17 protein-coding genes are annotated in these 21,963 nt (G+C 64.5%); 10 read left to right on the top strand and 7 right to left on the bottom strand.

Annotated features, from left to right (window positions below; translation table 11 throughout):
* The first annotated feature begins 4 nt into the window (after nt 1-4).
* The 4 genes from AT959_RS04520 (at nt 5) to AT959_RS04535 (ending at nt 4,317) form a co-directional block, all read left to right on the top strand.
* Nucleotides 5-979 carry a quinone oxidoreductase family protein gene (locus AT959_RS04520; RefSeq protein WP_066881708.1) on the top strand — a complete coding sequence of 325 codons (975 nt, stop codon included), beginning with the start codon at nt 5-7 and terminating at the stop codon, nt 977-979.
* The gene (locus AT959_RS04525; protein ID WP_066881060.1) at nt 979-2,298 is read left to right on the top strand and encodes a TAXI family TRAP transporter solute-binding subunit; all 1,320 of its coding nucleotides are present in this window, start codon (nt 979-981) and stop codon (nt 2,296-2,298) included. Before AT959_RS04520 ends, AT959_RS04525 begins: the two co-directional genes overlap by 1 nt.
* Nucleotides 2,295-2,921 carry a ParA family protein gene (locus tag AT959_RS04530; protein ID WP_066881062.1) on the top strand — a complete coding sequence of 209 codons (627 nt, stop codon included), beginning with the start codon at nt 2,295-2,297 and terminating at the stop codon, nt 2,919-2,921. Before AT959_RS04525 ends, AT959_RS04530 begins: the two co-directional genes overlap by 4 nt.
* 88 nt (nt 2,922-3,009) lie before the next feature.
* On the top strand, nt 3,010-4,317 hold the full coding sequence (locus AT959_RS04535) for a leucine-rich repeat-containing protein kinase family protein (protein ID WP_066881064.1): 1,308 nt from the start codon (nt 3,010-3,012) through the stop codon (nt 4,315-4,317).
* A gap of 81 nt (nt 4,318-4,398) precedes the next feature.
* Here AT959_RS04535 and AT959_RS04540 read toward each other — a convergent pair whose 3' ends face one another.
* Both AT959_RS04540 and AT959_RS04545 read right to left on the bottom strand, forming a co-directional pair.
* Complete coding sequence (locus AT959_RS04540; protein WP_066881066.1) at nt 4,399-4,815, bottom strand: nitroreductase family protein; 417 nt, start codon at nt 4,813-4,815, stop codon at nt 4,399-4,401.
* A 271-nt stretch (nt 4,816-5,086) separates the two neighbouring features.
* Nucleotides 5,087-5,998 carry a LysR family transcriptional regulator gene (locus tag AT959_RS04545; protein WP_066881067.1) on the bottom strand — a complete coding sequence of 304 codons (912 nt, stop codon included), beginning with the start codon at nt 5,996-5,998 and terminating at the stop codon, nt 5,087-5,089.
* A gap of 104 nt (nt 5,999-6,102) precedes the next feature.
* On the opposite strand from AT959_RS04545, the gene AT959_RS04550 reads away from it, so the two are divergent.
* From AT959_RS04550 to AT959_RS04560, 3 genes are all read left to right on the top strand, one after another.
* Complete coding sequence (locus AT959_RS04550) at nt 6,103-6,807, top strand: pirin family protein (protein ID WP_066881069.1); 705 nt, start codon at nt 6,103-6,105, stop codon at nt 6,805-6,807.
* A 33-nt stretch (nt 6,808-6,840) separates the two neighbouring features.
* Nucleotides 6,841-7,395, top strand: a complete 555-nt coding sequence (locus tag AT959_RS04555; RefSeq protein ID WP_066881071.1) for a flavodoxin family protein — start codon at nt 6,841-6,843, stop codon at nt 7,393-7,395.
* A 133-nt stretch (nt 7,396-7,528) separates the two neighbouring features.
* Nucleotides 7,529-8,332: a response regulator gene (locus tag AT959_RS04560; RefSeq protein ID WP_205629829.1), complete on the top strand. Its 804-nt coding sequence runs from the start codon at nt 7,529-7,531 to the stop codon at nt 8,330-8,332.
* On the opposite strand, the gene AT959_RS04565 is transcribed toward AT959_RS04560, so the two are convergent.
* Genes AT959_RS04565 through AT959_RS04575 form a run of 3 tightly spaced genes read right to left on the bottom strand, consistent with a single transcriptional unit; the run spans nt 8,310 to nt 11,592 of the window.
* A complete protein-coding gene (locus tag AT959_RS04565; RefSeq protein ID WP_066881072.1) occupies nt 8,310-8,858 on the bottom strand; it encodes a hypothetical protein in 549 nt (182 codons plus the stop codon). The two genes, AT959_RS04560 and AT959_RS04565, sit on opposite strands and share 23 nt — an antisense overlap.
* Nucleotides 8,855-9,988, bottom strand: coding sequence for a sialidase family protein (locus AT959_RS04570; RefSeq protein ID WP_083518208.1), 1,134 nt, complete (start codon nt 9,986-9,988; stop codon nt 8,855-8,857). The genes AT959_RS04565 and AT959_RS04570 overlap by 4 nt, the downstream gene beginning before the upstream one ends.
* Nucleotides 9,985-11,592 (bottom strand): ArnT family glycosyltransferase, encoded by a 1,608-nt coding sequence (locus tag AT959_RS04575; protein WP_066881076.1) that lies wholly within the window; start codon nt 11,590-11,592, stop codon nt 9,985-9,987. The genes AT959_RS04570 and AT959_RS04575 overlap by 4 nt, the downstream gene beginning before the upstream one ends.
* A 122-nt stretch (nt 11,593-11,714) precedes the next feature.
* Between AT959_RS04575 and AT959_RS04580 the strand changes: the two genes are divergently transcribed.
* Entirely contained in the window at nt 11,715-14,273 is a 2,559-nt protein-coding gene (locus tag AT959_RS04580; protein WP_066881078.1) for a GGDEF domain-containing phosphodiesterase, read from the top strand.
* Here the strand turns inward: AT959_RS04580 and AT959_RS04585 are convergent, their stop codons facing one another.
* The gene (locus tag AT959_RS04585; protein ID WP_066881080.1) at nt 14,274-15,077 is read right to left on the bottom strand and encodes an enoyl-CoA hydratase; all 804 of its coding nucleotides are present in this window, start codon (nt 15,075-15,077) and stop codon (nt 14,274-14,276) included.
* Nucleotides 15,078-15,149: 72 nt separating this feature from the next.
* Nucleotides 15,150-17,918: a sensor histidine kinase gene (locus tag AT959_RS04590; protein ID WP_066881083.1), complete on the bottom strand. Its 2,769-nt coding sequence runs from the start codon at nt 17,916-17,918 to the stop codon at nt 15,150-15,152.
* Between the two features lie 124 nt (nt 17,919-18,042).
* On the opposite strand from AT959_RS04590, the gene dnaE reads away from it, so the two are divergent.
* Both dnaE and AT959_RS04600 read left to right on the top strand, forming a co-directional pair.
* Nucleotides 18,043-21,495 (top strand): DNA polymerase III subunit alpha, encoded by a 3,453-nt coding sequence (dnaE, locus tag AT959_RS04595; protein ID WP_066881085.1) that lies wholly within the window; start codon nt 18,043-18,045, stop codon nt 21,493-21,495.
* Complete coding sequence (locus AT959_RS04600; protein ID WP_066881087.1) at nt 21,492-21,962, top strand: WbuC family cupin fold metalloprotein; 471 nt, start codon at nt 21,492-21,494, stop codon at nt 21,960-21,962. The genes dnaE and AT959_RS04600 overlap by 4 nt, the downstream gene beginning before the upstream one ends.
* The last annotated feature ends 1 nt before the right edge of the window (nt 21,963 follow it).

Here is a 21,963-nt window from a genome sequence, read left to right on the forward strand (position 1 = left end):
GATGATGACCCACGCCATTCGCATCCATCAGACCGGCGGCCCGGAAGTGCTGCGCTGGGAAGAAGTCGAGCTGGCCGCCCCGGCCCCGGGCGAAGCCACCGTCCGCCACCACGCGGTCGGCCTCAATTTTATCGATACCTATCATCGGAGCGGCCTCTACCCGTTGCCGCTGCCATCCGGGCTCGGCCTTGAAGGCGCCGGGGTCGTCGCGGCGGTCGGCGAGGGCGTCAGCGAGGTCAAGGTGGGCGACCGCGTCGCCTATGCCGGCGGCCCGGTCGGCGCCTATGCCGAGGCGCGCAACATTCCGGCGCATCGCCTGCTCAAGCTGCCGGACAGCATTCCCTTCGAGACGGCGGCAGCGATGATGCTGCAAGGCCTGACTGCTGCCTACCTGCTGCGCCGCACCTACCGTGTGCAGGCCGGCGATCACGTGCTGATTCATGCCGCGGCTGGCGGGGTCGGCCTGATTGCCTGCCAGTGGGCCAAGGTCTTGGGGGCGACGGTGATCGGCACGGTCGGTTCGGCCGCCAAGGGCGAACTGGCCAGGGCGCATGGCTGCGACCACGTGATCAATTATTCGAACGAGAACTTCACCCAGCGCGTCCGTGAAATTACCGGCGGCGAAGGGGTGCCGGTGGTCTATGACGGCGTTGGCAAGGATACCTTCATCGGTTCGCTCGACTGCCTGCGGCCGCAGGGCATGATGGTCAGCTACGGCAACGCCTCCGGCCCGGTGCCGCCGGTCGACCTGCTGCTGCTGTCGCAAAAGGGCTCGTTGTTCATCACCCGGCCGACCTTGATGGGCTACACCGCCAAGCGCGAGGATTTGCTGGCGCTGGGGGCCGAACTGTTTGCCGTGGTGGCAAGCGGCCAGGTCAGGATCGAGGTCAATCAGCGCTATGCCCTGAAGGATGCGGCCCAGGCGCAGCGCGATCTGGAAGCGCGGCAGACGACCGGTTCGACCATCCTGCTGCCGTGATGGCGAAGATCAAGGCTGGCCTGCTTTCGCTGCGCGACCTGTTCGCCACCGCCTGGTGGATCTTCCTGATCGTCGGCATCGGCTTCATCGTCGCCTACCAGTTCGTCCAGCCGGCGCCGCCGAACCGGATCGTCATCACGTCCGGCGGCGAGAGCGGCGCCTACTACCAGTTTGCCCAGCGCTACGCGGCGATTCTCGCCCGCGACGGCATCACGCTTGAGGTCAAGACTTCGGCCGGTTCACTGGAAAACCTCGAGCGCCTGCAAAAGGACGAGGCGCAAATCGGTTTCGTCCAGGGCGGCGTCATTGCGCCGAAGGACGATGCGGAGGAAGAGGACAACGGTCTGCGCTCGCTCGGCAGCGTTTTCTACGAGCCGGTCTGGGTCTTCTATCGTGGCGACAAGCCTCTGACCCGGCTGACCGAACTGCGCGGCAAGCGCATCGCGATCGGCCAGGAAGGCTCCGGCGTGCGGCAACTGGCGCAGCAACTGTTGGCCGCCAACGAAATTCCGGCCGGCCAGCACCTGGTGCCGCTGGCCGGTCTGAAGGCGGCCGAGGAACTGCAGCAGGGGCGGATCGATGCCGCCTTCATCATCGCCGCCGAAACGGCGCCGGTCGTTCAGGTGCTGCTCCGTTCCCCCGGCATCAAGCTGATGAGCTTTGCCCAGGCCGGCGCCTACCAGCGCCGCTTTCCCTTCCTGACCAAGCTGACTTTTCCGCACGGCGTTGCCGATCTGGTCCGCGACTTCCCGCCGGACGACATCAAGGTGCTGGCGCCGACCGCCAACCTGATCGTCCGCGACGACCTGCATCCGGCCCTGCAAAGCCTGCTGCTGCAGGCGGCCAGCGAAGTGCATGGCAAATCCGGCTTCTTCCAGGATGCCGGCGAATTCCCGGCCTACAAGGACCAGATGCTGCCGCTGTCGCCCGACGCTGCGCGCTACTACAAGTCCGGCCCCTCCTTCCTGCAGCGCTACCTGCCGTTCTGGCTGGCCGTCCTGGTCGACCGGCTGATCGTGCTGCTGGTACCGATCGTCGCCCTGCTCATCCCGCTGCTCAAGATCGCCCCGGCCATCTACACCTGGCGGGTCCGTTCCAAGGTCTTCCGCTGCTACGGCGAACTGAAGTTCCTCGAAGAAGACCTCAAGCATCATTTCGATGCCGCCAAGCTGGCCGAATACCGCAGCCGGCTCGATACGCTCGACGACGAAGCCAGTCAGCTGCACGTGCCGCTCGGCTTCACCGACCTGGTCTATACGCTGCGCGAACACGTCAATCTGGTGCGGCACATCCTCGACAAACGGGAGTTGCAGGCATGAAAGCCTTTCTCGTCGCCAATCCCAAGGGCGGCTCCGGCAAAAGCACGCTGGCCACCAACCTGGCCGGCTATTTCGCCTCCAAGCGGCATGAAGTGATGCTCGGCGACATCGACCGCCAGCAATCGTCGCGCGAATGGCTGGCCATCCGGCCTTTCGCGCTGCCCAGCATCGACACCTGGGAAATCGGCGCCGACAACATTTCGCGGCCGCCGAAAGGCACCAGCCATGTCGTCCTTGATACGCCGGCCGGCCTGCACGGCAAGATGCTCGACAAGGTGCTCAAGCTGTCGACCCGGGTCATCGTGCCGGTCCAGCCGTCGATGTTCGACATGCTGGCGACCCGTCATTTCCTGACCGAACTGCTTTCCGAAAAGGCCGTGCGCAAGGGGCGGGCCGATGTCGCGGTGATCGGCATGCGGGTCGATGCGCGGACGCGTGCCGCCGGCGAGCTGGAAAGGTTTTTCGCCACTTTCGAGCTGCCGGTGCTCGCCTATCTGCGCGATACCCAGGTCTATGTCCAGGCCGCCGGTGCCGGCATGACCATCTTCGACCTGCCGCCGTCCCGGGCCGAGCGCGATCTCGAGCAATGGCGGGCGATCATCGAGTGGGCGGAAGCCGAATAGACCGCTTGTGGTGCCCGGCAGGCGATGCCTGCGGTCGACCTGCCAATTTGGCCAATTTTCACCCTGCCGCTGCGAGCGGCCGAAAGCCATGGATACCCTTTCCCGATTGCGTGCCGGCCAGCTGGCCGGCATCCGGCGGCTCGACCTGAGCTGCGGCCTCACCGAATTCCCGGCCGAGATTTTCGCGCTGGCCGATACGCTGGAGATTCTCAACCTCTCCGGCAACGCCCTGAGCCGCCTGCCCGACGATCTGCCCCGGCTGCACAAGCTGCGCATCATCTTCTGCTCCGACAACCGCTTCACCCGGCTGCCGGAGGTGCTCGGTGCCTGCCCGCAACTTAGCATGATCGGCTTTCGGGCCAACCAGATTGCCGAGGTGCCGGCCGCCGCCCTGCCGCCCGACTTGCGCTGGCTGGTGCTGACCGACAACCGGATCGAAGAACTGCCGGCCGCGATCGGGCGCTGCAAATCGCTGCAGAAACTGATGCTGGCCGGTAACCGGCTGCAAGCCCTGCCCGCGGCCTTGGCCGACTGTCGCAATCTGGAACTGTTGCGGATTGCCGCCAACCGGCTGGAAGCCTTGCCGGACTGGCTGCTGACGCTGCCCCGGCTGGCCTGGCTGGCCTATTCCGGCAACCCGTTCAGCGACCGCTCGGAAGCCTCGGTGCTGGCCCGTCACCCGATTGGCGAGATCGACTGGACGACCCTGAGTCTGGCCGAGAAACTGGGTGAAGGCGCTTCCGGCGAGATCTTCCGGGCCACCGGTGGGGCGGGCGAGGTCGCCGTCAAGCTGTTCAAGGGGGCGCTGACCAGCGACGGCCTGCCGCACAGCGAAATGGATGCCTGCATCGCCGCCGGCACCCATCTCAACCTGATTCCGGTGCTCGGCAAAGTAGCCGGCCATCCGCAGGCGGCCGATGGCCTGGTGATGGCGCTGATCGCGACCGATTACCTCAATCTGGCCGGGCCGCCCAGCCTCGATTCCTGTACCCGCGACATCTACCCGGCCGGCGCCGGCTTGCCGCTGCCGACCGTCCTCGGCATTGCCCGCGGCATCGCCTCGGCGGCCCGCCACCTGCACGGCCAGGGCATCCTGCATGGCGATCTCTACGCCCACAACATCCTCTACCACACAGCCGGTGACTGCCTGCTCGGCGACTTTGGTGCCGCTTCCTTCTTCGAGCCGGAGGCGAAGGCCCGGGCGCAAGCCCTGCAACGCATCGAGGTGCGCGCCTTCGCCTGCCTGCTCGATGAACTGCTCGATCTTTGCCCGGCCGGCGAGCCGCCGCAGACGTTGAGCGCCCTGCGGGCCTTGGCGGAGCGTTGCCATGACCCGGAAGTGGGGCGCCGCCCCTTGTTCGCTGAGATTGCCGAGCAACTGGCCGAATTCGGCTAGTCGACCGGCGAGTGCAGGTATTGCTGCGGTCGACGGGCGAAAATGCCTAAAATATCAAATATGTCGATTGTCAGGCAGCGACTAGATGTTGCGGAAGCCCATGACGTTGCTCAGCAGGTGCAGTTTGGGCTGGCTGTCCAGCCAGTCCCGGGCCTCGGCAAGGCTGGGGCAGACTTCGGTCTGGTAGGAGGACATGTTGGAGGCGATGAGAACCTGTCTGACCCGTTCCTTCAGGCTTTCGTCGGTCGTCACATAGACGATCCGGCAATTCGGATTGCTGGCGTGGGCACCGTAATTGATCGCCGAAATCTGGGTCAGGGTTTCTTCCGACAAGCTATGCCCGCTGGCTTCCGAAAAGTCATTGATGACGTAGTGCGCCTCGTCGAAGCGAGGGTCGGCCTGCGTCTGTTCGACGGCCTGGATGAACTCCCGGCCACTGACAAAACCGGAAAAACGCTTGAGGAGTCCTTCAGGTTCCCAATCAACTTCGTATGCCATAGGTCACCTTTCTCGACAGGGTTCGGCTGCAACGCTATCCGTCAATGACCAATGCATTCCAGTCTGCGGCTTAAGGCTCAGGCTTGCTTGAAATAATGGTATCAATTGTAAATTCTGAAAAAATACCGTGATCCAAGTAAGGGACTTGGTTTTTCGGTAATGGTTCCAGCAACTTGGCAGAATTGGGCGGAAACCGTTGGCGGGCCGAGCTGCCTGCATTTATGCCGTAGGGGTTGGGTTTGTATGGCGAATGAATGGCAATCCTGAGCCATCAGAGTCCTGCGGTCAACGCCTCGATTTCGTCATTTTTCGCCAGTTCGGTGAGAAACCAGGCCAGGGCCTTGCCCGGCTGCCGGCTACGCCAGGCCAGATGCAGCGGCATGGCCGGGCGCGGGTCGCTGATTTCTTTCTCGACCAGGCGGCCGGCGACGATTTCCGGGGCGGCCAGCCAACGTGGCAGGTGGCCGATGCCAAGGCCGGCGACCTGGGCGCTCGCCTTGCTGCGGATGTCGGGGACGCGCAAGGCGGGCTGCCCCTCGATCAGGCCGATGCTGCGCGCGTCAAGTTCCTGCGAGGTATCGGCGACGACGATGGCGCGATGGCGCAGCAGCTCGCTGTTCGGGATGACGCCCGGCCAGGCGGCCAGCGGGTGCGTGGGGGCGACGGCAAAGACGAAGTCGCTGTGCGCGCACATCAGCCGGGTCGCCATGCCGCTGCGCGCCGGCATGTCGCCGGGGGCGCCGATCACCAGGTCGGCCCGGCCGGTGGCCAGCGCATCCCAGCAGCCGCCGAGCACTTCGTAGGAGAGCCGGATCTGCGTGCCGTGGCCGGCGCCATAGAAGCGCTCGAGTAGCGGGTAGAGGCGTTCGAGCGGAATGATGGCGTCGATCGCGATGCGCAGTTCGGCCTCCCAGCCGGTGGCGATGCGCTGGACGCGGCGTTCCAGTTCGTCGGCGGCGCGCAACAGGTGGCGGCCGTCGTCGAGCAGGGTGCGGCCGGCCTCGTTCAGCGTCGCCTTGCGGCCGCTGCGGCTGAACAGTTGAGCGTCGAGTTCACTTTCCAGCTTGGCGACGGCATGCGACAGGGCCGAGGGGACGCGATGCAGGGCGTTGGCGGCGGCGGTGAAGCTGCCGTGGCGCTCGATGGCATCGAGAATCTGCAACAGGTCGAGGCTGATTTTCATGTGAATTTAATTGAACGATATGCCCGGAATAATTCGCTGGTTGTTGCTGAACTCTACGCCTACCATCGTAACTAAGCTATATCGATTATTCACAAGGAGTTGCCATGATCACCCTTCGCCCCTCGGCTGAACGCGGCCTGGCCGACCATGGCTGGCTGCTGGCCCGGCACACCTTCTCCTTCGGTGACTATTACGATGCCGCCGAAATGGGCTGGGGCGCGCTGCGCGTCATCAACGAAGACCGCGTCGCCCCCGGCACCGGCTTTGGCCGGCACGGCCATCGCGACATGGAGATCGTCACCTACATCCTGTCCGGTGTGTTGGAGCACAAGGACAGCTTGGGCAACGGCGACGTCATCCGGCGCGGCGAAGTGCAGCGCATGTCGGCTGGCACCGGCATCCTGCACAGCGAATTCAACCCCTCGCCCGACGAGGCCACCCATCTGCTGCAGATCTGGATCGAACCAGCCGTCCGCGGCCGGCCGGCCAGCTACGAGCAGCAGGCGCTGGGCATCGGCGAGATGCGCGGCCACTGGCATCTGGTCGCCTCGCCGGACGGCGCCGAGGGCAGCACCACCATCGGCCAGGACGCCCGGCTGTGGGCCAGCGTGTTCGGTGCTGGTGAATCATTATCCTATGCCCTGGCGCCGGGTCGCTTGGCCTATGTTCATGTCGTCCGCGGTCGACTGGCCCTGAACGGCCAAAACCTGGCGACCGGCGACGGTGCCAAGATTGCCGATGAAAGCGCATTGCAATTCCTGGCCGGCGAAGAGACGGAATTCCTGCTCTTCGACCTGCCGCCCGTTTGAGTATCTATAAATCAATCCCTTCAGGAGAACTCCATGAGTAAAGTCGTCATCGTCTATCACTCCGGCTACGGCCATACCCAGCGCGTCGCCCAGCATGTCGCCGAAGGCGCCCAGGGCGAACTGCTCGCCATCGACGCCGAAGGCAATCTGCCGGAAAACGCCTGGGACAAGCTGAACGCCGCCGATGCCATCATCTTCGGCACGCCGACCTACATGGGCGGCCCGAGCTGGCAGTTCAAGAAATTCGCCGATGCCTCGTCCAAGGCCTGGTTCACCCGTGCCTGGCAGGACAAGGTGTTCGGCGCCTTCACCAACAGCGCCAGCCCGGTCGGCGACAAGGGCGCGACGCTGATCAGCCTGCAGACGCTGGCCTCGCAGCACGGCGGCATCTGGGTCAGCCTCGGCCTGTTGCCGAGCAACAAGAAGGAATCGACCCGCCAGGACGTCAACAGCCTGGGCGGCTCGGTCGGCCTGCTCGTCCAGTCGCCGTCCGATGCCAGCGTGGACGAAATCCCGCAGGGCGACCTCGATACCGCCAAGCGCTACGGCCAGCGCATCGCCGAAGTCGCCGCCCGCGTACACGGCTGATCGTCGCAGGCAGTTCGTCCCAATGCCGTACCGGCCTTACCCGGTGCGGCATTTTTTTGCCTGCATGCCGGACATCGTGAAATGGCGCGCACTGCTATAGTGCAGCCATTCCCCCGCTTTCCGGAGTGACTGCATGGCATTGACCACCTCGCTGGCTGACCTGTCCGTTCTACTGGTCGAACCTTCCCACATGCAGGCCAATCTGGTGACGCGCATGCTGCAACACCAGGGCGTGCGGCAGATCAAGGTGGTCGATACCGCCGAGGCGGCCCTTGCCGCGCTGACGGAGGGGGCGGCGGCCGGCTGGGTGGTGATCAGCAGCCTCTACCTGCCGGACATGGCAGGCACCGAGCTGGTCATGGCGATGCGCGCCGACGAGGAGTTGGAAAGCATTCCCTTCATCCTGGTCTCCAGCGAAACCCGGCCACAGGTGCTGGAGCCGGTTCGCCAGTCGGGTGCCTGCAGTATTGTCGCCAAGCCGTTCAGCGAGCAGCAGTTGTCGCGGGCGCTGTTCGCCGCCGCCGACTATCTGAACCCGCCGGAAGACCTCGATGTCGCCGAAATCGAAAGCCTGCGCGTCCTGCTCGTTGATGACAGCCTGGCCTCGCGCCGCCATTTGCGCCGCCTGCTCGAGGAGCTTGGAATCGAACGGATCACCGAGGCGGTCAACGGCAAGGAGGCGGTCGACCTGTTGCAGGAAACGATGGTCGATCTGGTCATCACCGACTACAACATGCCGGAAATGGATGGCCGCGAACTGACCGAATACATCCGCACGCAAAGCTGGCAGAACTCGGTGCCGGTACTGATGGTGACCAGCGAGCAGAACACGGGCCGGCTGGCCGCCGTCGAACGGGCCGGCGTTTCGGCGATCTGCGACAAGCCTTTCGAGGCCGGCAACATCCGCAAGCTGATCAGCGAGTCCTTGACGCGATAAGGCGGATGACGGCGCGGCGGCCGACGATGACCAGCGCCAGCAGCGTCAGCAGCGGGTCGAACAGCACATCCCACAGATTGGCGAAGAGGCCGCTGGCGTAGCCGGCGAGGTCGATGGCGAGGATCAGCAACCAGCTGTCCTGGCGCCGCCACCATAGCGCCGCAGCGACCGGCAGCAAGGCGACGAGCAGCGCCCACGGCTGGTAACCCAGGGCATAGGGGTCGAACGCCCCCCAGCCCAGCGCCGCCGGATAAAACAAGGCAACGAAACCGAGCAGGCCGAGGGCCGGAGCGAAACTCAGCGGCGAAGGCTGGCGGTTGGCCAAGTGCAGGATGGCCAGTTGCAGCAAGGTCAGCGATGGCGTGCCGAAGGTGCCGTGCATGACCGGGGCGATGCCGACCAGCAAGGCGAGCGTCGTCGCCGCCAGCGCGACGCGGGCGCGCAGTTCGCCGAGTGGCAGCAAGGTGGCGAGGGCGCCAAAAATCAGCCCGTGGGCGAGTAGACCGTAGGCGGCCAGTGCATTCATGGTGTTTCCCCGTCCAGCCAGGCTTCGCTGAAGGTGGCGTGCTTGATTCCCTGGCGGCGCCAGGTATAGGCCAGGTGGATACGGCCGTCGCGGCCGAGCAGCAAGGCCGGGTAGGAGAATTCGGCGCCGCCGTCGGGAGCGCTCTCGACGGTGCGGCTCGGCTGCCAGGTCTTGCCTTCGTCGGACGACAGCCACAACAGCATGGCTTCGCGGCTGTCCTGCGGATTGCCGGCCAGCAGCAGGCGGCCGCTCTTCAAACGGAGCAGGGCGACCGAGGCGTTCGGGTTGGGCACTGGCAGCGCTTCGCCTTCTTCCCAGAGCTGGCCGCCGTTCTGCGTCGCTGACACTTGCACCTTGCCTGGCCCGGGGCCGGCATCGCGCAGCAGCGCGATGGCACGCTGCGCGTCAAGGGCGACGACTGCCGGTTGCAGCGTGCGCACCGCATGCGGCATGCGGACCTTGTCGACAATCTGGCCGGTCGCCGACAGGCGCAGCCATTCGCCGTGCTTGGCGATGAATTCGTGATAGACCGGTAGGCCGAGGCCGCCATCGGCCAGCGGCAGCGGCGGCGTGCGGACCAGCGTACTGATGTTGGCGAAGGGCGAGGTCTGCAGCTTGCTCGGTTTGCTCCAGGTCTTGCCGCCGTCGGTCGACATGCTGTGGTTGATCGAACTGCCGGCCCAGCCGCCGACGGCAACGCTGACGTACCACAGGTGCAGCCAGCTCCCTTCGGTATAAAGCACCGGGTTGCCGAGTTTGCGGACATGGGCGAAGGTGCCGCCGGCCGTGCTCTCCCGGTTGGCGATCGGCTGCGCTTCGCTCCAGCCATCGCGGCCGAGCGCGCTGTACCAGATGGCGACATCATCGGCCCCTTCCTTCGATCCGGCGAACCAGGCGGCGGCGATGCGGCCGTCGGCCAGTTGGGCCAGGCTGGCGGCGTGCGCCGAGGCAGCGACCCGGGGCAGCATCTCGGCGGCGAAGACGGCGGGCAGCGTCGACGGAGCGGCGGTGGGCGGCGGCACGAAAGCGGCTGCTTCCAGGCTCGGGGCGCGCCAGAAGGCGCCGGCCACGGCGGCAGCGAAGAGGAGCGGAGCCAGCCAGCGTGGCAGTTTTTCGGGCATTTGCATCATTTGGCCTTGACCTCGAACCAGCGCACGGTAGTCAGCAGCGGCGCCAGCGAGCGGCTGGCCAGCGCCGCCTGCCAGTCGGCTGTCCTCGCGCCGACGCGGGCGAAACGCAGGCCCGAGCCGTGCGAGGCCAGGGTCTGGTAGCTGCCGAGTTGGCGGGCGGTATAGCCGGCGGCGCTCAAGCTCTGCTGGAAGCGGGTGAGGTCTTTGTCTTCAAGGAAAACCGGGGTCCGGCTGGCGGCCAGTTCGACCAGGTCGAACTGGTCGAGCCCGGCGTAATGGCGCTGGGCCTGGCCGCTTAAAATCGGCAGCATGGCCGGTTGCGGGCCGTCGAACATGGCGACCGGCTGCTGGCGGCCGAGCTCGATGACGCTGTCCGGCACGGCATTGACGCCGATGGCCGGGAAGACGCCCCAGAGTAGTGCGATCCAGAACAGGGCCGGCGCGGCCAGCGTATGGCCGAGGCCGCGGGCTTGCCACCAGGCCCAGCAGAGGTAAAGGGCGGGCAGCAGCAGCCAGTACCAGCCACCCAGTCCGAACCAGGCGGTGAAGCCGGCCAGTGCCGCGCCGAGCAGCAGGGCGAGCAGGGCGCCGAGACGGAACGGCCAGCGCGCCCGGATCTGCGGCAGGGTCAGCGCCAGGAAGATGGCGAAAGGGACTAGCGAGCCGATCAGGTAGCGGTCGAAGCTCTTGATGAACAGGAAAGGCAGGAAGGTGGCGAGGAACCAGACGAGGGCCAGCCGGGCCGTCGCCGAGGCCCGTCGCTGTTGCCAGACGGCGAGCGCGAAGACGAAGACCCAGGGCAGGGCGACGTTGAGCAGGCCGAGCATGATGCCGGGCGAGAGGTTGAAGAACTGGCGGGATTCCAGTTCGTCGGCCAACACCAGGTCGACCGCTTCCGGGTAAAGCAGGCGGACGATGAAGAACCAGGGCAGGGCCAGCACTGCCCACAGCACGCCGTGCAGCGCCAGGCTGCCGAGTTGCGGCCGGAGATCGCCGAAACGCAGGCGGCGGCCGAAGAGCAGCGCCAGGCAGCCGCCGCCGAAGACGAGGGCGACGATCGGCCCCTTGGTCAGGAAACCGGCGGCAAGGAGCAGGGTGGCTGCGGTCAACCACCAGAAACGGCGTAAATCCAGCCAGATCAGAAAGGCCCAGAAGGCCGTTGCCGAGAGGGCGGCGACCGGTACGTCGAGCATGAAACGACGACCTTCGGTGGCGATGCCGAGGCAGCCGAGCAGGATGCAGCCGGCCAGCCAGCCGGTTTCAGCCTTGCCGGACAAGCGGCGGGCGATGCCGGCGGTAGCGACAATGAGCAAGGCGGTAAAAAGGACGCCAACGAAGCGAGCGCTCACCAACGAAATGCCGAAGGTTTCGAAACTGGCGCGGCCCAGCCAGTAGAGCAGTGGCGGCTTGCGAATGCGCGGCGCGTGGTCGAGGAAAGGTACCAGCCAGTGATTGCCTTCGAGCATTTCCATCGGCGTGCGCAGGCCGAGGAAGAATTCATCCTTGCCGGTCAGCCCGGTCGCTTCCCAGATGCCGGGCAGCAGTACGGCGAGGGCAAGCAGGAACAGCAGCAGGGTCTGGCGGGCGGGAGAGAGGGCGAACATGGGGCGGGATTTTACCCCGCCTTCCGCCGCGCCGCGGGCTGCGCTTTTCCCGGTCTGCGCGCGCTGCCTTCTCTCGCCGCTGAAATCGGGGATAATCCTGCGCACAAGGGAGATTAACAATAATGCGGATAAGATATTTCGTCTTTGGCGCCTCGGCCATTGTCGCCATGCTTTTCTTTGGCGGCGCCTACTGGTCGCTCGACCGGGTGTTCGATCACGTGGTCCGCGCCAATGCGACGCGGACTTCGGAGGCGACCACCCGCATCGCCTTCGCCTCGATGTACCAGCTGATGAGCCAGGGCTGGCGGCGCAGCCAGGCCGATGCCTTCCTGCGCGCGATGGCCGAATCCGGCAAGGACAGTGGCCTGACGGTGCAGATCTATCGCAGCCAGGTGGTTGTCGATCTCTACGACGAAATCGAGCAGCCGCCACTCGATGATGACCTGAAGAACGTCATGACCAGCGGCCAGACGGTGCGCCGCGGCACTCACGACTACGCCCGCCACATCTACCCGCTGATTGCCCAGGAACGTTGCCTGCGTTGCCACCGCAATGCCGAGGTCGGCGCCGTGCTCGGTGCGGTCGAGGTTCGTCAGGAATACGCCAGCCTGCTGGCCGATGCCCGGCGCGAACTGCTGCTCGCCTTTGCCGTGCTGTTGCCGCTCGCCTTCCTGTTCGCCGCCGGTGCCGTCTGGTGGGTCAGTCGGCGTATCGAAAGCTCGGTCGAGCAATTGCAGGCCGACTTCGACCAGGTCAATGCCATCGGTGACCTGCGCAATATCACCATCGCCAAGCACGACCTCGGTTTTGTCGAACTGAACCAGCTGGTCGGCGCGCTCGGTCGCCTGCTCGACAAGCTGCGGACGATTGCCGTCGACAAGGATATCCTGACCTTCGAAATCGGGTTGCTCGAAAAATTCGTCATCACCTCCGATGTCGTGCGCGACTGGCGCGACTACGTCGGGCGCCTGCTGACCGATATCAACAGCGTGCTGCCGGCCCATACGCTGTTCTCGATTTTCAAGATCGACGACGAACTGTTCGATCTCGAAATCTTCTGGCGCGGCCCGGTCACCGGCCAGACGCGAGCGATGATGGAGCGCTACATCCGCCAGGAACTGGGCGGTCTGGCGGCCTTCTCCGATTTCGGTTCGTGCAACATCTACCACCACGTCGCCAACCCGCAGGGCGCTTCGATCGAACTCACCGAAGAAGAGGTTGCGCTGCACGTCAAATCCTTCTTTGTCGATAAGCCGAAGATCGGCGGCATCGTCGGCATCGGCGTCCATGCCGGTGTGCTGGAAGACGAAACCCGCTATCTGGTCATGGAAGGCGTGCTGTCCACGCTGCTCAACGTCGTCGGTTCGGTCAAGGCGATTTACAAGTACACCCGTGACCTCGAGTATTACGCCACCCGCGACCCGCTGACCGATCTCTTCAATCAGCGCGTCTTCTGGGAGCTGAGTTCCTACGAAGTCGGCCGCGCCCAGCGCCACAACTACAGCTTCGGCCTGCTGCTGATCGATCTCGACAACTTCAAGCTGATCAACGACAACTACGGCCACACGGTGGGCGACAGCTACCTGCAGCACTTTGCCCGGCAGGTCCAGAGTGCCCTGCGCGATGGCGACATCCTGGCCCGTTATGGTGGCGACGAATTCGTCGCCCTGCTGCCGGAAGCGCAGGCCGACGCGGTGGCGATGGTGGCCGAGCGGATCCGGCGGGCGATCGAGACGATCGAGATCCAGACGCCGGAGGGCATTACCATCCGCGGCACGGCCTCGATCGGCCTCGCCGTTTATCCCGACCATGCCGACAACGCCAAGGATCTGCTGCTCTTTGCCGACAACATGATGTATCGCGCCAAGGCGGCCGGCAAAGACCAGGTTGCGGTGCCGACCGAAGAGGATGTGGTGGCGATCTTCCGGGACATCTCCCAGAAGAGCGTCATGGTCCTCGAAGCGATCGAGGCGCGGCGGGTCGTGCCCTTCTTCCAGCCGATTCTCGATGTCGCCAGCAAGCGCATCGTCGCCTACGAAATCCTGTCGCGCATCGAATTGGACGGTGAGATCATCCGGGCCGACGAATTCGTCGAAATCGCCGAGAAGATGGGGGTCATTCACCGCCTCGACATGCTGGTGCTCGAGCAGGCGCTGGCCATTCTGGCCGCCCAGGGGCACGAGGGTGAAATTTTCGTCAATCTGTCGCCCCGCTCGCTGGTCTTCAACGAATTTGCCCGTGATTTGCGTCGCATCGTCGCGCAGAGTGGCATTTCGCCGGAACACATCGTCTTCGAGATCACCGAGCGCGACACGGTGAAGAACCTCGGGCTGCTCGAACGTTTCCTCAACGACCTGAAGGCGGACGGTTTCAAGCTGGCGATCGACGACTTCGGTTCCGGCTTCTCGTCCTTCCACTACCTGCGGCGCTTCCCGATCGACTATCTGAAAATCGAGGGCGATTTCATCGCCAACATGCTCAATAGCGACAAGGACCACACCTTCGTCACCAGCATCCGTTCGCTGGCGCGCGAAATGGGTATCACCGTGGTCGCCGAGTATGTCGAATCGGCCGAAGTCCTCGGCGAACTCGAGCGGCTGGAAGTGCACCGCGCCCAGGGCTATTACATCGGCCGGCCGGCCCGCAATCTGTTGCCGATCGACTGGCAGCCGGCCGAGTAATCAGCAGCCCTTGTAGGCTGGCTGCCGTTTCTGCATGAAAGCGTCGATGCCTTCGCCGGCATCGTCGCTCATCATGTTGCAGGCCATCACTTCACCGGCGTAGTCGTACGCTTCAGCAAGCCCCATTTCGAGCTGCTTGTAGAACATGCCCTTGCCCATACGGATGGCGACGGCGCTCTTGCCGAGGATGCTGCCGGCCAGCCGTTCGATTTCGGCGTCCAGCGCATCGGCTGGCACGACGCGGTTGACCAGGCCCTTGGCCTTGGCTTCCATGGCATCGATGAATTCGCCGGTGAGCAGCATTTCGAGCGCCGCCTTGCGGCCGAGGTTGCGGGCCAGGCCGACGGCGGGTGTCGAGCAAAAAAGCCCGACGTTGATCCCGGAAACGGCGAACTTGGCGACATCGGCGGCCACCGCCAGGTCGCACATCGAGACCAACTGACAACCGGCGGCGGTGGCGATGCCGTGCACGCGGGCGATCACCGGTTGCGGCATGCGCGTGATGGTGAGCATCAGTTCGCCGCACTGGCGGAACAGCGCCTGCATGAATTCCTTGCTGTGGTTGGCGCGCATTTCCTTGAGGTCGTGGCCGGCGCAGAAGGCCTTGCCGGCCCCGCCGATGACGACGACACGGATGGCCGGGTTGCCGGCGATGGCATCGAGTTCGGCCTTGACTGCGGTCAACATCTCCTTGGACAGTGAATTGAACTGGCCCGGCCGGTTCAGGGTCAGCGTGCTCAGGCCGTCGGCACGGTCGTTACGCAGGACGAGCGGGGTGTTTTCGGTGGTGCTTGCTACAGTCATCTTTGGTCTCCGGAAGCTGTTTTATTAGAAAGCGTTAATGTAGCCCGGCCAGCAGCGCGGCGGGAAGCGGCTTCAGCTTTCGCCGATCTTGAACGGCGCATTGAGCGGCAGGCGCAGGGTGTAACGGACGCCCTGGCCGGGCACGGTGTCGAGTTGCAGCTTGCCGCCCAGCACGTCATTAGCCAGGTTGTGGGTGATGTAGAGGCCGAGGCCGCTGCCGCCATTGCCGAGCCGGGTCGTGAAAAACGGATCGAAGGCGCGGGAGGCTTCGGCCGTATCCATGCCACGCCCGTTATCGCGGTACTCGAGTACCGCTTCGTCGCCTTCCCGGTGGGCGCTCAGCGCGATTTCACCGACCATTTCCGCTGTAAAGGCATGGGTCAGCGAATTGAGTACCAGGTTGGCGACGATCTGTTCGAGTGGCCCGGGGTAGCTGTCGAAGACGATACCCGCGGGAATCTCGACTTTTAGCTGGTGGACCGTCCGTTTCAGGCGTGGCCGGAGAGTGGCGAGCATTTCTTCCACGGCCTGGGCGAGATCGAAGCGGCGGCGCCGGATGCTGGTCTGGTCGACTGCGACCTGTTTGAAGCTGCTGATCAGTTCGGCCGCCCGTTCGATGTTGCGCTCGATCAGCGCGCTGGCCTGGCTGATGTCGCTCATGAAGCCGAGCAGGGCGGATTTGCTCAGGGCGCCGGCATCGAGGCTGCCCTTGAGTTCCTTGATCCGGCCGCGCAAGGTGCTGGCCACGGTATTGGCATTGCCAAGCGGCGTGTTCAGCTCGTGGGCGACGCCGGCCACCAGGCTGCCCAGTGCGGCCAGGCGCTCGGCCTGGGCCAATTGCGTCATCGCCGCCTTGATTTCGGCATTGGCCTTGACCAGCGCCGTGGTCCGTTCGGCGACGCGGTGTTCGAGGTCTTCATTGAGTTGAAGGACGGCTTTTTCGGCGGCGATACGTGCCGAAATATCCTCGACGATGCCGATGCCGCCGATCAGTTCGCCTTGGGCACTGATCGCCGGGGCGGTACGGAACGAGACCCAGGTCCGGTGGCCGGACAGCGTGCTCTGGTATTCGCCCTGGAAGTAGCCCGGCGTACCCTCGGTGGCCTGCCGGCAGGCCGGGATCGGCGATTGGTCGCGCAGGCGGGTCAGGTCGATGCCGATCAGTTTGTCGCGCGGCGCCTGCAGGATTTCGGCGAAGCGGTCGTTGGCATAGGTGATCTTCATGTCGAGATCGAAATGCACGATGCCGACTGGCGAGTGGCGGAGCAGCAGGCGGTAGCGTTCTTCGCTGGCGCGCAGGGCCGACTCCGTCTGCTTGCGCTGTTCGATATCGCGGACGGCGGCGACCAGGCGCGGCTGGCCGCCGATTTCGGCCGGGCGCAGCGCCACTTCCACCCAGAACAGTTGGCCGTTCTGGTGCCGGGCATGCCATTCGAAGACCTGGACGCCATCTTGCTGTGCCTGAGTAAGGCGCTGGAGGGCCTCGCTCTGTGTGAATGGCGGCTGGTTGCTGCTCAGTTCGGCGAGGCTGAGGTGGCGCGCGTCAGCGGTCGAATGGCCGTACAGGCGGCTGAAGCTTTCATTGGCTTCGACAATCTCGCCACTCGGCGTCTGGATGATGATCGCCTCGTTGGTCGCTGCGAGAATTTCCCGGTAGTTGCGCTCGCTGCTCGCCAGCGTGCGCTGGGCACGTTGCGAACGGCGCATCAGGACCGCCAGCAGCAGCGCGACGAGGCCGAGGCTGCCGATCAGGGCCAGGCTCAGCCAGAATTCACGCGGGTACGTCTGGCGCAGCGATGGCGGGCGATGGCGGATTTCCGCGTTGGCCGGCAGCAGGTCCGGGTCGATGGCGAAGCGGGCGAGTTGCCGATAGTCGAAAATCGCCTCGCTCCAGCCCCGGCTCAAGGGCATTGTCTCGGGATCTTCGCCAGCCAGGATGCGGCTGGCCAACTGGGCGGCCTGCAGGCCCTGGCGATGGCTGCTGACGACCAGCCCGCCGAGGACGCCGGGGACCAGCATGCCGTCTTCCTTGGCGATCAGCGGCACCGGGGCCGCGGCAGCCCACAGTTGCGAGGCTTCGGCATGCGATAGCTGGCGTCCCGTGCTGTCGCGGTTGAAGGTCAGCATGATGACGGCACTATTGGCGTCGAGTTCGGCCAGCCTGGCCTGGATCGCACCGACCGGCAGGGCACTGAGAAACTCGAAGCGCAGTTCCGGGTGTTTGGCGGCCAGGGCAGCGGCACCGGCCGCCTGGGCCAGTCCGGTACGGCTCTGGTCATGGATGAAGAACAGGCGCTGCAGCGTCGGCCGCAGTTTTTTCAGCAGGATGATGTTGCTGTCGATGTCGGCATCGTCGAAAACCCCGGTCAGGGCCGGCTCGGCTTCCAGTGTCGCCGAGCGCTTGCCGGCGACGCCGCTGAAGACGATCGGGATGTTGCCGGGCAGGGCGCCGGTCTGGCGCTGGTGCAGGGCGAAATCGAGCGCGTCGTCGTCCTGAGTGATGACCAGGTCGATTTTCTGGGTGCGGTATTTTTCTTTCAGCAGGCGGGCGACCTGGGCGAAATATTCCGGCGTCGGGCTGAGGCGCTTGGTGTCGAGAAATTCGACATGCAACTCGACCGGGTGGCCGGCTGCGGCAAATCCATCCTGCAATCCGGCCAGTTGGCCGTCAGTCCACGCCAGGCCGGCATGGTAGGCGGTAATGACCAGTAGGTGCTGCCGTTCGGCAGGGGCGGCGAGGGCCGGCCGGAGGGCGCTGGTCAGCAGGAGCAGCACGGCAAGCAGCAGCGCCGGCGCTGAACGATTGCCCGTCTTAGCCGGTGGCCAGGCGTGCTGCAGCATTCTCTCTCCCCCGCTATTGTTTGGCGGCTAGAGTAGCGTGCTGGCCGGACTTTGTCTAAATGCCGCGTGCCGTCCATTGCTGCCGGCCAAGCGGTGCGGGGTGGCAAGCGGTAAAATTGCGCCCATGAATTCCCCGCGCTACGTACACCTCCGTCTCCATTCCGAATATTCCGTCACCGATGGCATCGTCCGCATCGGCGATGCCGTCAAGCGTGCCGCCGGCGATGGCATGCCGGCCATGGCGCTGACCGATCTCGGCAACCTCTTCGGCCTCGTCAAGTTCTACTCCGGGGCGCGCGGCAAGGGCGTCAAGCCGATTGCCGGCGCCGATGTCTGGATCTCCAATCCCGAGTCGCCGGACGACGCCTATCGCTTGCTGCTGCTGGCCCGCAACCGGGCTGGTTACCAGCAGTTGTGCGAGTTGCTGTCCAAGGCCTATCTGGTCGAGGGGCGGCGCGACCGCGCCGAAATTCGCCGCGAATGGTTCGGCGAAATCGGCTGCGACGGCCTGATCGCGCTCTCCGGCGCCCATCTCGGCGACATCGGCGAAGCCCTGATCAACGGCAATTTCGACTTGGCCGGCGAGCGGGCCAAGGCTTGGGAGGCGATCTTCCCGGGCGCCTTCTATCTCGAGGTGCAGCGCTACGGTCAACCGCAGCAGGAGGCAATTGTTCAGCAGACGGCCGATCTGGCCGGTGAGCTTGGTTTGCCGCTGGTCGCGACGCATCCGGTCCAGTTCATGAACCGCGACGACTTCCGGGCGCACGAGGCGCGCGTCTGCATCGCCGAAGGCTACGTGCTGGGCGACACCCGGCGGCCGAAGATCTACACCGAGGAACAGTATTTCAAGACGCAGGATGAAATGGCCGAGTTGTTCGCCGACCTGCCGGAAGCCCTGGAAAATTCGCTGGAAATCGCCAAGCGCTGCAATATCGAACTGACGCTGGGCAAGAATTTCCTGCCCAATTTCCCGATTCCGGAAGGCATGACCATCGACGAATTCCTGGTCGATGAAGCAAAGAAGGGTCTGGAGCTGCGTCTGGCCCAACTCTACCCGGATCCGGATGAGCGCCTCAAACGGCGGCCGGAATACGACGAGCGGCTGGTTTTCGAGTGCAATACCATCGTCCAGATGGGCTTCCCCGGCTACTTCCTGATCGTTGCCGACTTCATCAAGTGGGCCAAGGCGAACGGCGTGCCGGTCGGGCCGGGGCGGGGTTCCGGTGCCGGCTCGCTGGTCGCCTACAGCCTGCTGATTACCGATATTGACCCGCTGGCCTATGCCCTGCTGTTCGAGCGCTTCCTGAACCCGGAACGGGTCTCGATGCCCGACTTCGACGTCGACTTCTGCCAGGACAACCGTTGGCGCGTCATCGAATACGTCCGCCAGCACTACGGCGAGGACGCGGTCAGCCAGATCGCCACCTTCGGCACGATGTCCTCAAAGGCGGTGATCCGCGACGTCGGCCGGGTGTTCGGCCTGCCCTACTCGATGTGCGACCGCATTTCCAAGCTGATCCCGATCGTCCAGAACAAGCCGGTATCGCTGGCCGAGGCGCTTGAGCAGGAGCCACAGCTCAAGGAAATGATGGAAGGCGACGGCGATGGCGAAACCATCCGCGAACTGTTCGACCTGGCCGGCCGTTTGGAAGACTTGACGCGTAACGTCGGCATGCACGCCGGCGGCGTGCTGATCGCGCCCGGCAAGATCACCGAGTTCTGCCCAATCTACCAGGCGACCGGTGCCGATGCATCGTCGGTTTCGCAGTTTGACAAGGACGACGTCGAGAAGGTCGGCCTGGTCAAGTTCGACTTTCTGGGTCTGCGAAATCTGACCATTATCGAGCTGGCCGTCGAGTACATCCGCCGGATGACCGGCGAGAAGCTCGACCTGATGGCGCTCGGCTTCAACGATCCGGGGGCCTACCAGATCCTCAAGGACGCCAATACGACGGCGATCTTCCAGGTCGAATCGGAGGGCATGAAGAAGCTGCTGAAGAAGCTGGCGCCCGACCGTTTCGAAGACATCATCGCTGTGCTGGCGCTTTATCGTCCCGGCCCGCTCGGCTCCGGGATGGTGGATGACTTCATCCTGCGTAAAAAAGGCCAGCAGGCCATCGATTATTTCCACCCCGACCTGACCGCCTGCCTGTCGCCGACCTACGGCGTCATCGTGTACCAGGAACAGGTGATGCAGATTTCGCAGATCATCGGCGGCTACACGCTGGGTGGTGCCGACATGCTGCGCCGGGCGATGGGCAAGAAAAAGCCCGAGGAAATGGCCAAGCACCGCGAGACCATCGCCGAGGGCGCCAAGAAGCTGGGCTACGACCCGGCGCTGGCCGAACAGTTGTTCGACCTGATGACCAAGTTCGCGGAGTACGGCTTCAACAAGTCGCACACCGCCGCCTATGCCGTCGTCACCTACCATACGGCCTGGCTGAAGCGTTACCACTGCGCCGCCTTCATGGCGGCGACCATGTCGTCCGACATGGACAACACCGACTCGGTCAAGATCTTCTATGAAGATGCCGTGGGGCCGGCCAACAAGCTGAAGATGCTCGGGCCGGACGTCAATGCCTCAAATTACCGTTTTGAGCCGGTCGACCGCAGCACTATCCGCTACGGCCTGGGCGCGGTGAAGGGTACCGGCGAGCAGGCGGTCAACGACATTCTGCGCGCGCGCGAGGCGGGCGGGCCGTTCAAGGACCTGTTCGATTTCTGCCAGCGCTGCGACAAGCGCATGGTCAACCGTCGCACCACCGAGGCGCTGATTAAGGCCGGCGCCTTCGACAGTATCGACAGCGATCGCTACAAGCTGCTCGCTTCGGTCGGCGTGGCGATGGAGTTTGCCGATCAGGCCGAACGCAATGCGATGCAGACCAGCCTGTTCGACATCGGCAACGTCGCCGAGGAGCATGCGCCGCAATACGTCAACGTCAAGCCGTGGGACGAAAAGGAAAAGCTGATGCAGGAGAAGACGGCGCTCGGCTTCTTCTTCTCCGGCCATCCGTACAACACCTGCAAGAAAGAGCTGTCGCGCTTCATCCGCCGGCCACTCAACAAGCTTGAGCCGTCCAAGGAATTGACCATGCTGGCTGGCGTGGTGGTTGGCGTCCGGACCCAGATGACCCGGCGCGGCAAGATGCTCTTCGTGCAGCTCGACGACGGCACCGGCATGATCGAGGTGACGGTCTTCAACGAACTGTTCGAAGCCGAGCGGGCCAAGATCGTCACCGACGAGGTGCTGATCATCGAAGGCAAGGTCAGGTACGATGATTTTTCCGGCAGCAACAGCGTTACCGCCGACAAGCTGATGACCGTCGGCGAAGCGCGCGCCCGCTTCGCCAAATACCTGCTGTTGCGCATGAACGGCAATACCGATGCGCGCAAGCTGAAAACCCTGCTTATGCCCTTCGCCCCGGGGCCGGCCGCCGTTCGCCTGCGTTACGCCAATCCGGCCGCCGAATGCGAAATGATCCTCGGCGAGAACGCCCGGGTCCGCCTCGACGACCTGCTGCTCGAAGCGCTCGGCGATTGGCTGAAGCCGGAAAACGTCGAGATCGTCTACCAATGAGCACACTGATCGATCAGCCGTTGCTGACGACGGTCAGCAACGAGGCCCGGCTGGCGCCGCGCCGCCGCAAGAACCGCAACTTCCATCCGGCCGACGATTATCCGGGGCATCGCCTGCTCAACGGCATCGAGCCCGATTCCTACGTGATGCCGCATTGCCATTACGATCCGCACAAGGATGAAACCATCCTCTGCCTGCGCGGCCGCCTGGGCGTTGTCCTTTTTTGCCCTTCTGGCGAGGTCGACCGCAGCATTGTGCTGGCACCGGCCGGTGAGGTGGTCGGCATCGATATTCCGCACGGTGTTTTCCATACGGTGCTGGCCCTGGACAGTGGTACGGTGTTTTTCGAAGCCAAGGCCGGCCCCTATGTGCCGCTGAGTCTTGCGGAAAGGGCGGCGTGGGCCCCGGCCGAGGGCTCGCCCGAGGTGGCGCCTTACCTGGCCGCGCTGCACCGCCTGTTCGCGTGAA

It is taken from the genome of Dechloromonas denitrificans, from assembly GCF_001551835.1.
GTDB classification, from domain to species: domain Bacteria; phylum Pseudomonadota; class Gammaproteobacteria; order Burkholderiales; family Rhodocyclaceae; genus Azonexus; species Azonexus denitrificans.

Excerpts from the sequence above, each read along its gene's own strand:
- AT959_RS04520 (WP_066881708.1), top strand. The coding sequence starts at position 5 with ATGACCCACGCCATTCGCATCCATCAGACCGGCGGCCCGGAAGTGCTG.
- AT959_RS04525 (WP_066881060.1), top strand. The coding sequence starts at position 979 with ATGGCGAAGATCAAGGCTGGCCTGCTTTCGCTGCGCGACCTGTTCGCC.
- AT959_RS04530 (WP_066881062.1), top strand. The coding sequence starts at position 2,295 with ATGAAAGCCTTTCTCGTCGCCAATCCCAAGGGCGGCTCCGGCAAAAGC.
- AT959_RS04535 (WP_066881064.1), top strand. The coding sequence starts at position 3,010 with ATGGATACCCTTTCCCGATTGCGTGCCGGCCAGCTGGCCGGCATCCGG.
- AT959_RS04540 (WP_066881066.1), bottom strand. The coding sequence starts at position 4,815 with ATGGCATACGAAGTTGATTGGGAACCTGAAGGACTCCTCAAGCGTTTT.
- AT959_RS04545 (WP_066881067.1), bottom strand. The coding sequence starts at position 5,998 with ATGAAAATCAGCCTCGACCTGTTGCAGATTCTCGATGCCATCGAGCGC.
- AT959_RS04550 (WP_066881069.1), top strand. The coding sequence starts at position 6,103 with ATGATCACCCTTCGCCCCTCGGCTGAACGCGGCCTGGCCGACCATGGC.
- AT959_RS04555 (WP_066881071.1), top strand. The coding sequence starts at position 6,841 with ATGAGTAAAGTCGTCATCGTCTATCACTCCGGCTACGGCCATACCCAG.
- AT959_RS04560 (WP_205629829.1), top strand. The coding sequence starts at position 7,529 with ATGGCATTGACCACCTCGCTGGCTGACCTGTCCGTTCTACTGGTCGAA.
- AT959_RS04565 (WP_066881072.1), bottom strand. The coding sequence starts at position 8,858 with ATGAATGCACTGGCCGCCTACGGTCTACTCGCCCACGGGCTGATTTTT.
- AT959_RS04570 (WP_083518208.1), bottom strand. The coding sequence starts at position 9,988 with ATGATGCAAATGCCCGAAAAACTGCCACGCTGGCTGGCTCCGCTCCTC.
- AT959_RS04575 (WP_066881076.1), bottom strand. The coding sequence starts at position 11,592 with ATGTTCGCCCTCTCTCCCGCCCGCCAGACCCTGCTGCTGTTCCTGCTT.
- AT959_RS04580 (WP_066881078.1), top strand. The coding sequence starts at position 11,715 with ATGCGGATAAGATATTTCGTCTTTGGCGCCTCGGCCATTGTCGCCATG.
- AT959_RS04585 (WP_066881080.1), bottom strand. The coding sequence starts at position 15,077 with ATGACTGTAGCAAGCACCACCGAAAACACCCCGCTCGTCCTGCGTAAC.
- AT959_RS04590 (WP_066881083.1), bottom strand. The coding sequence starts at position 17,918 with ATGCTGCAGCACGCCTGGCCACCGGCTAAGACGGGCAATCGTTCAGCG.
- dnaE (WP_066881085.1), top strand. The coding sequence starts at position 18,043 with ATGAATTCCCCGCGCTACGTACACCTCCGTCTCCATTCCGAATATTCC.
- AT959_RS04600 (WP_066881087.1), top strand. The coding sequence starts at position 21,492 with ATGAGCACACTGATCGATCAGCCGTTGCTGACGACGGTCAGCAACGAG.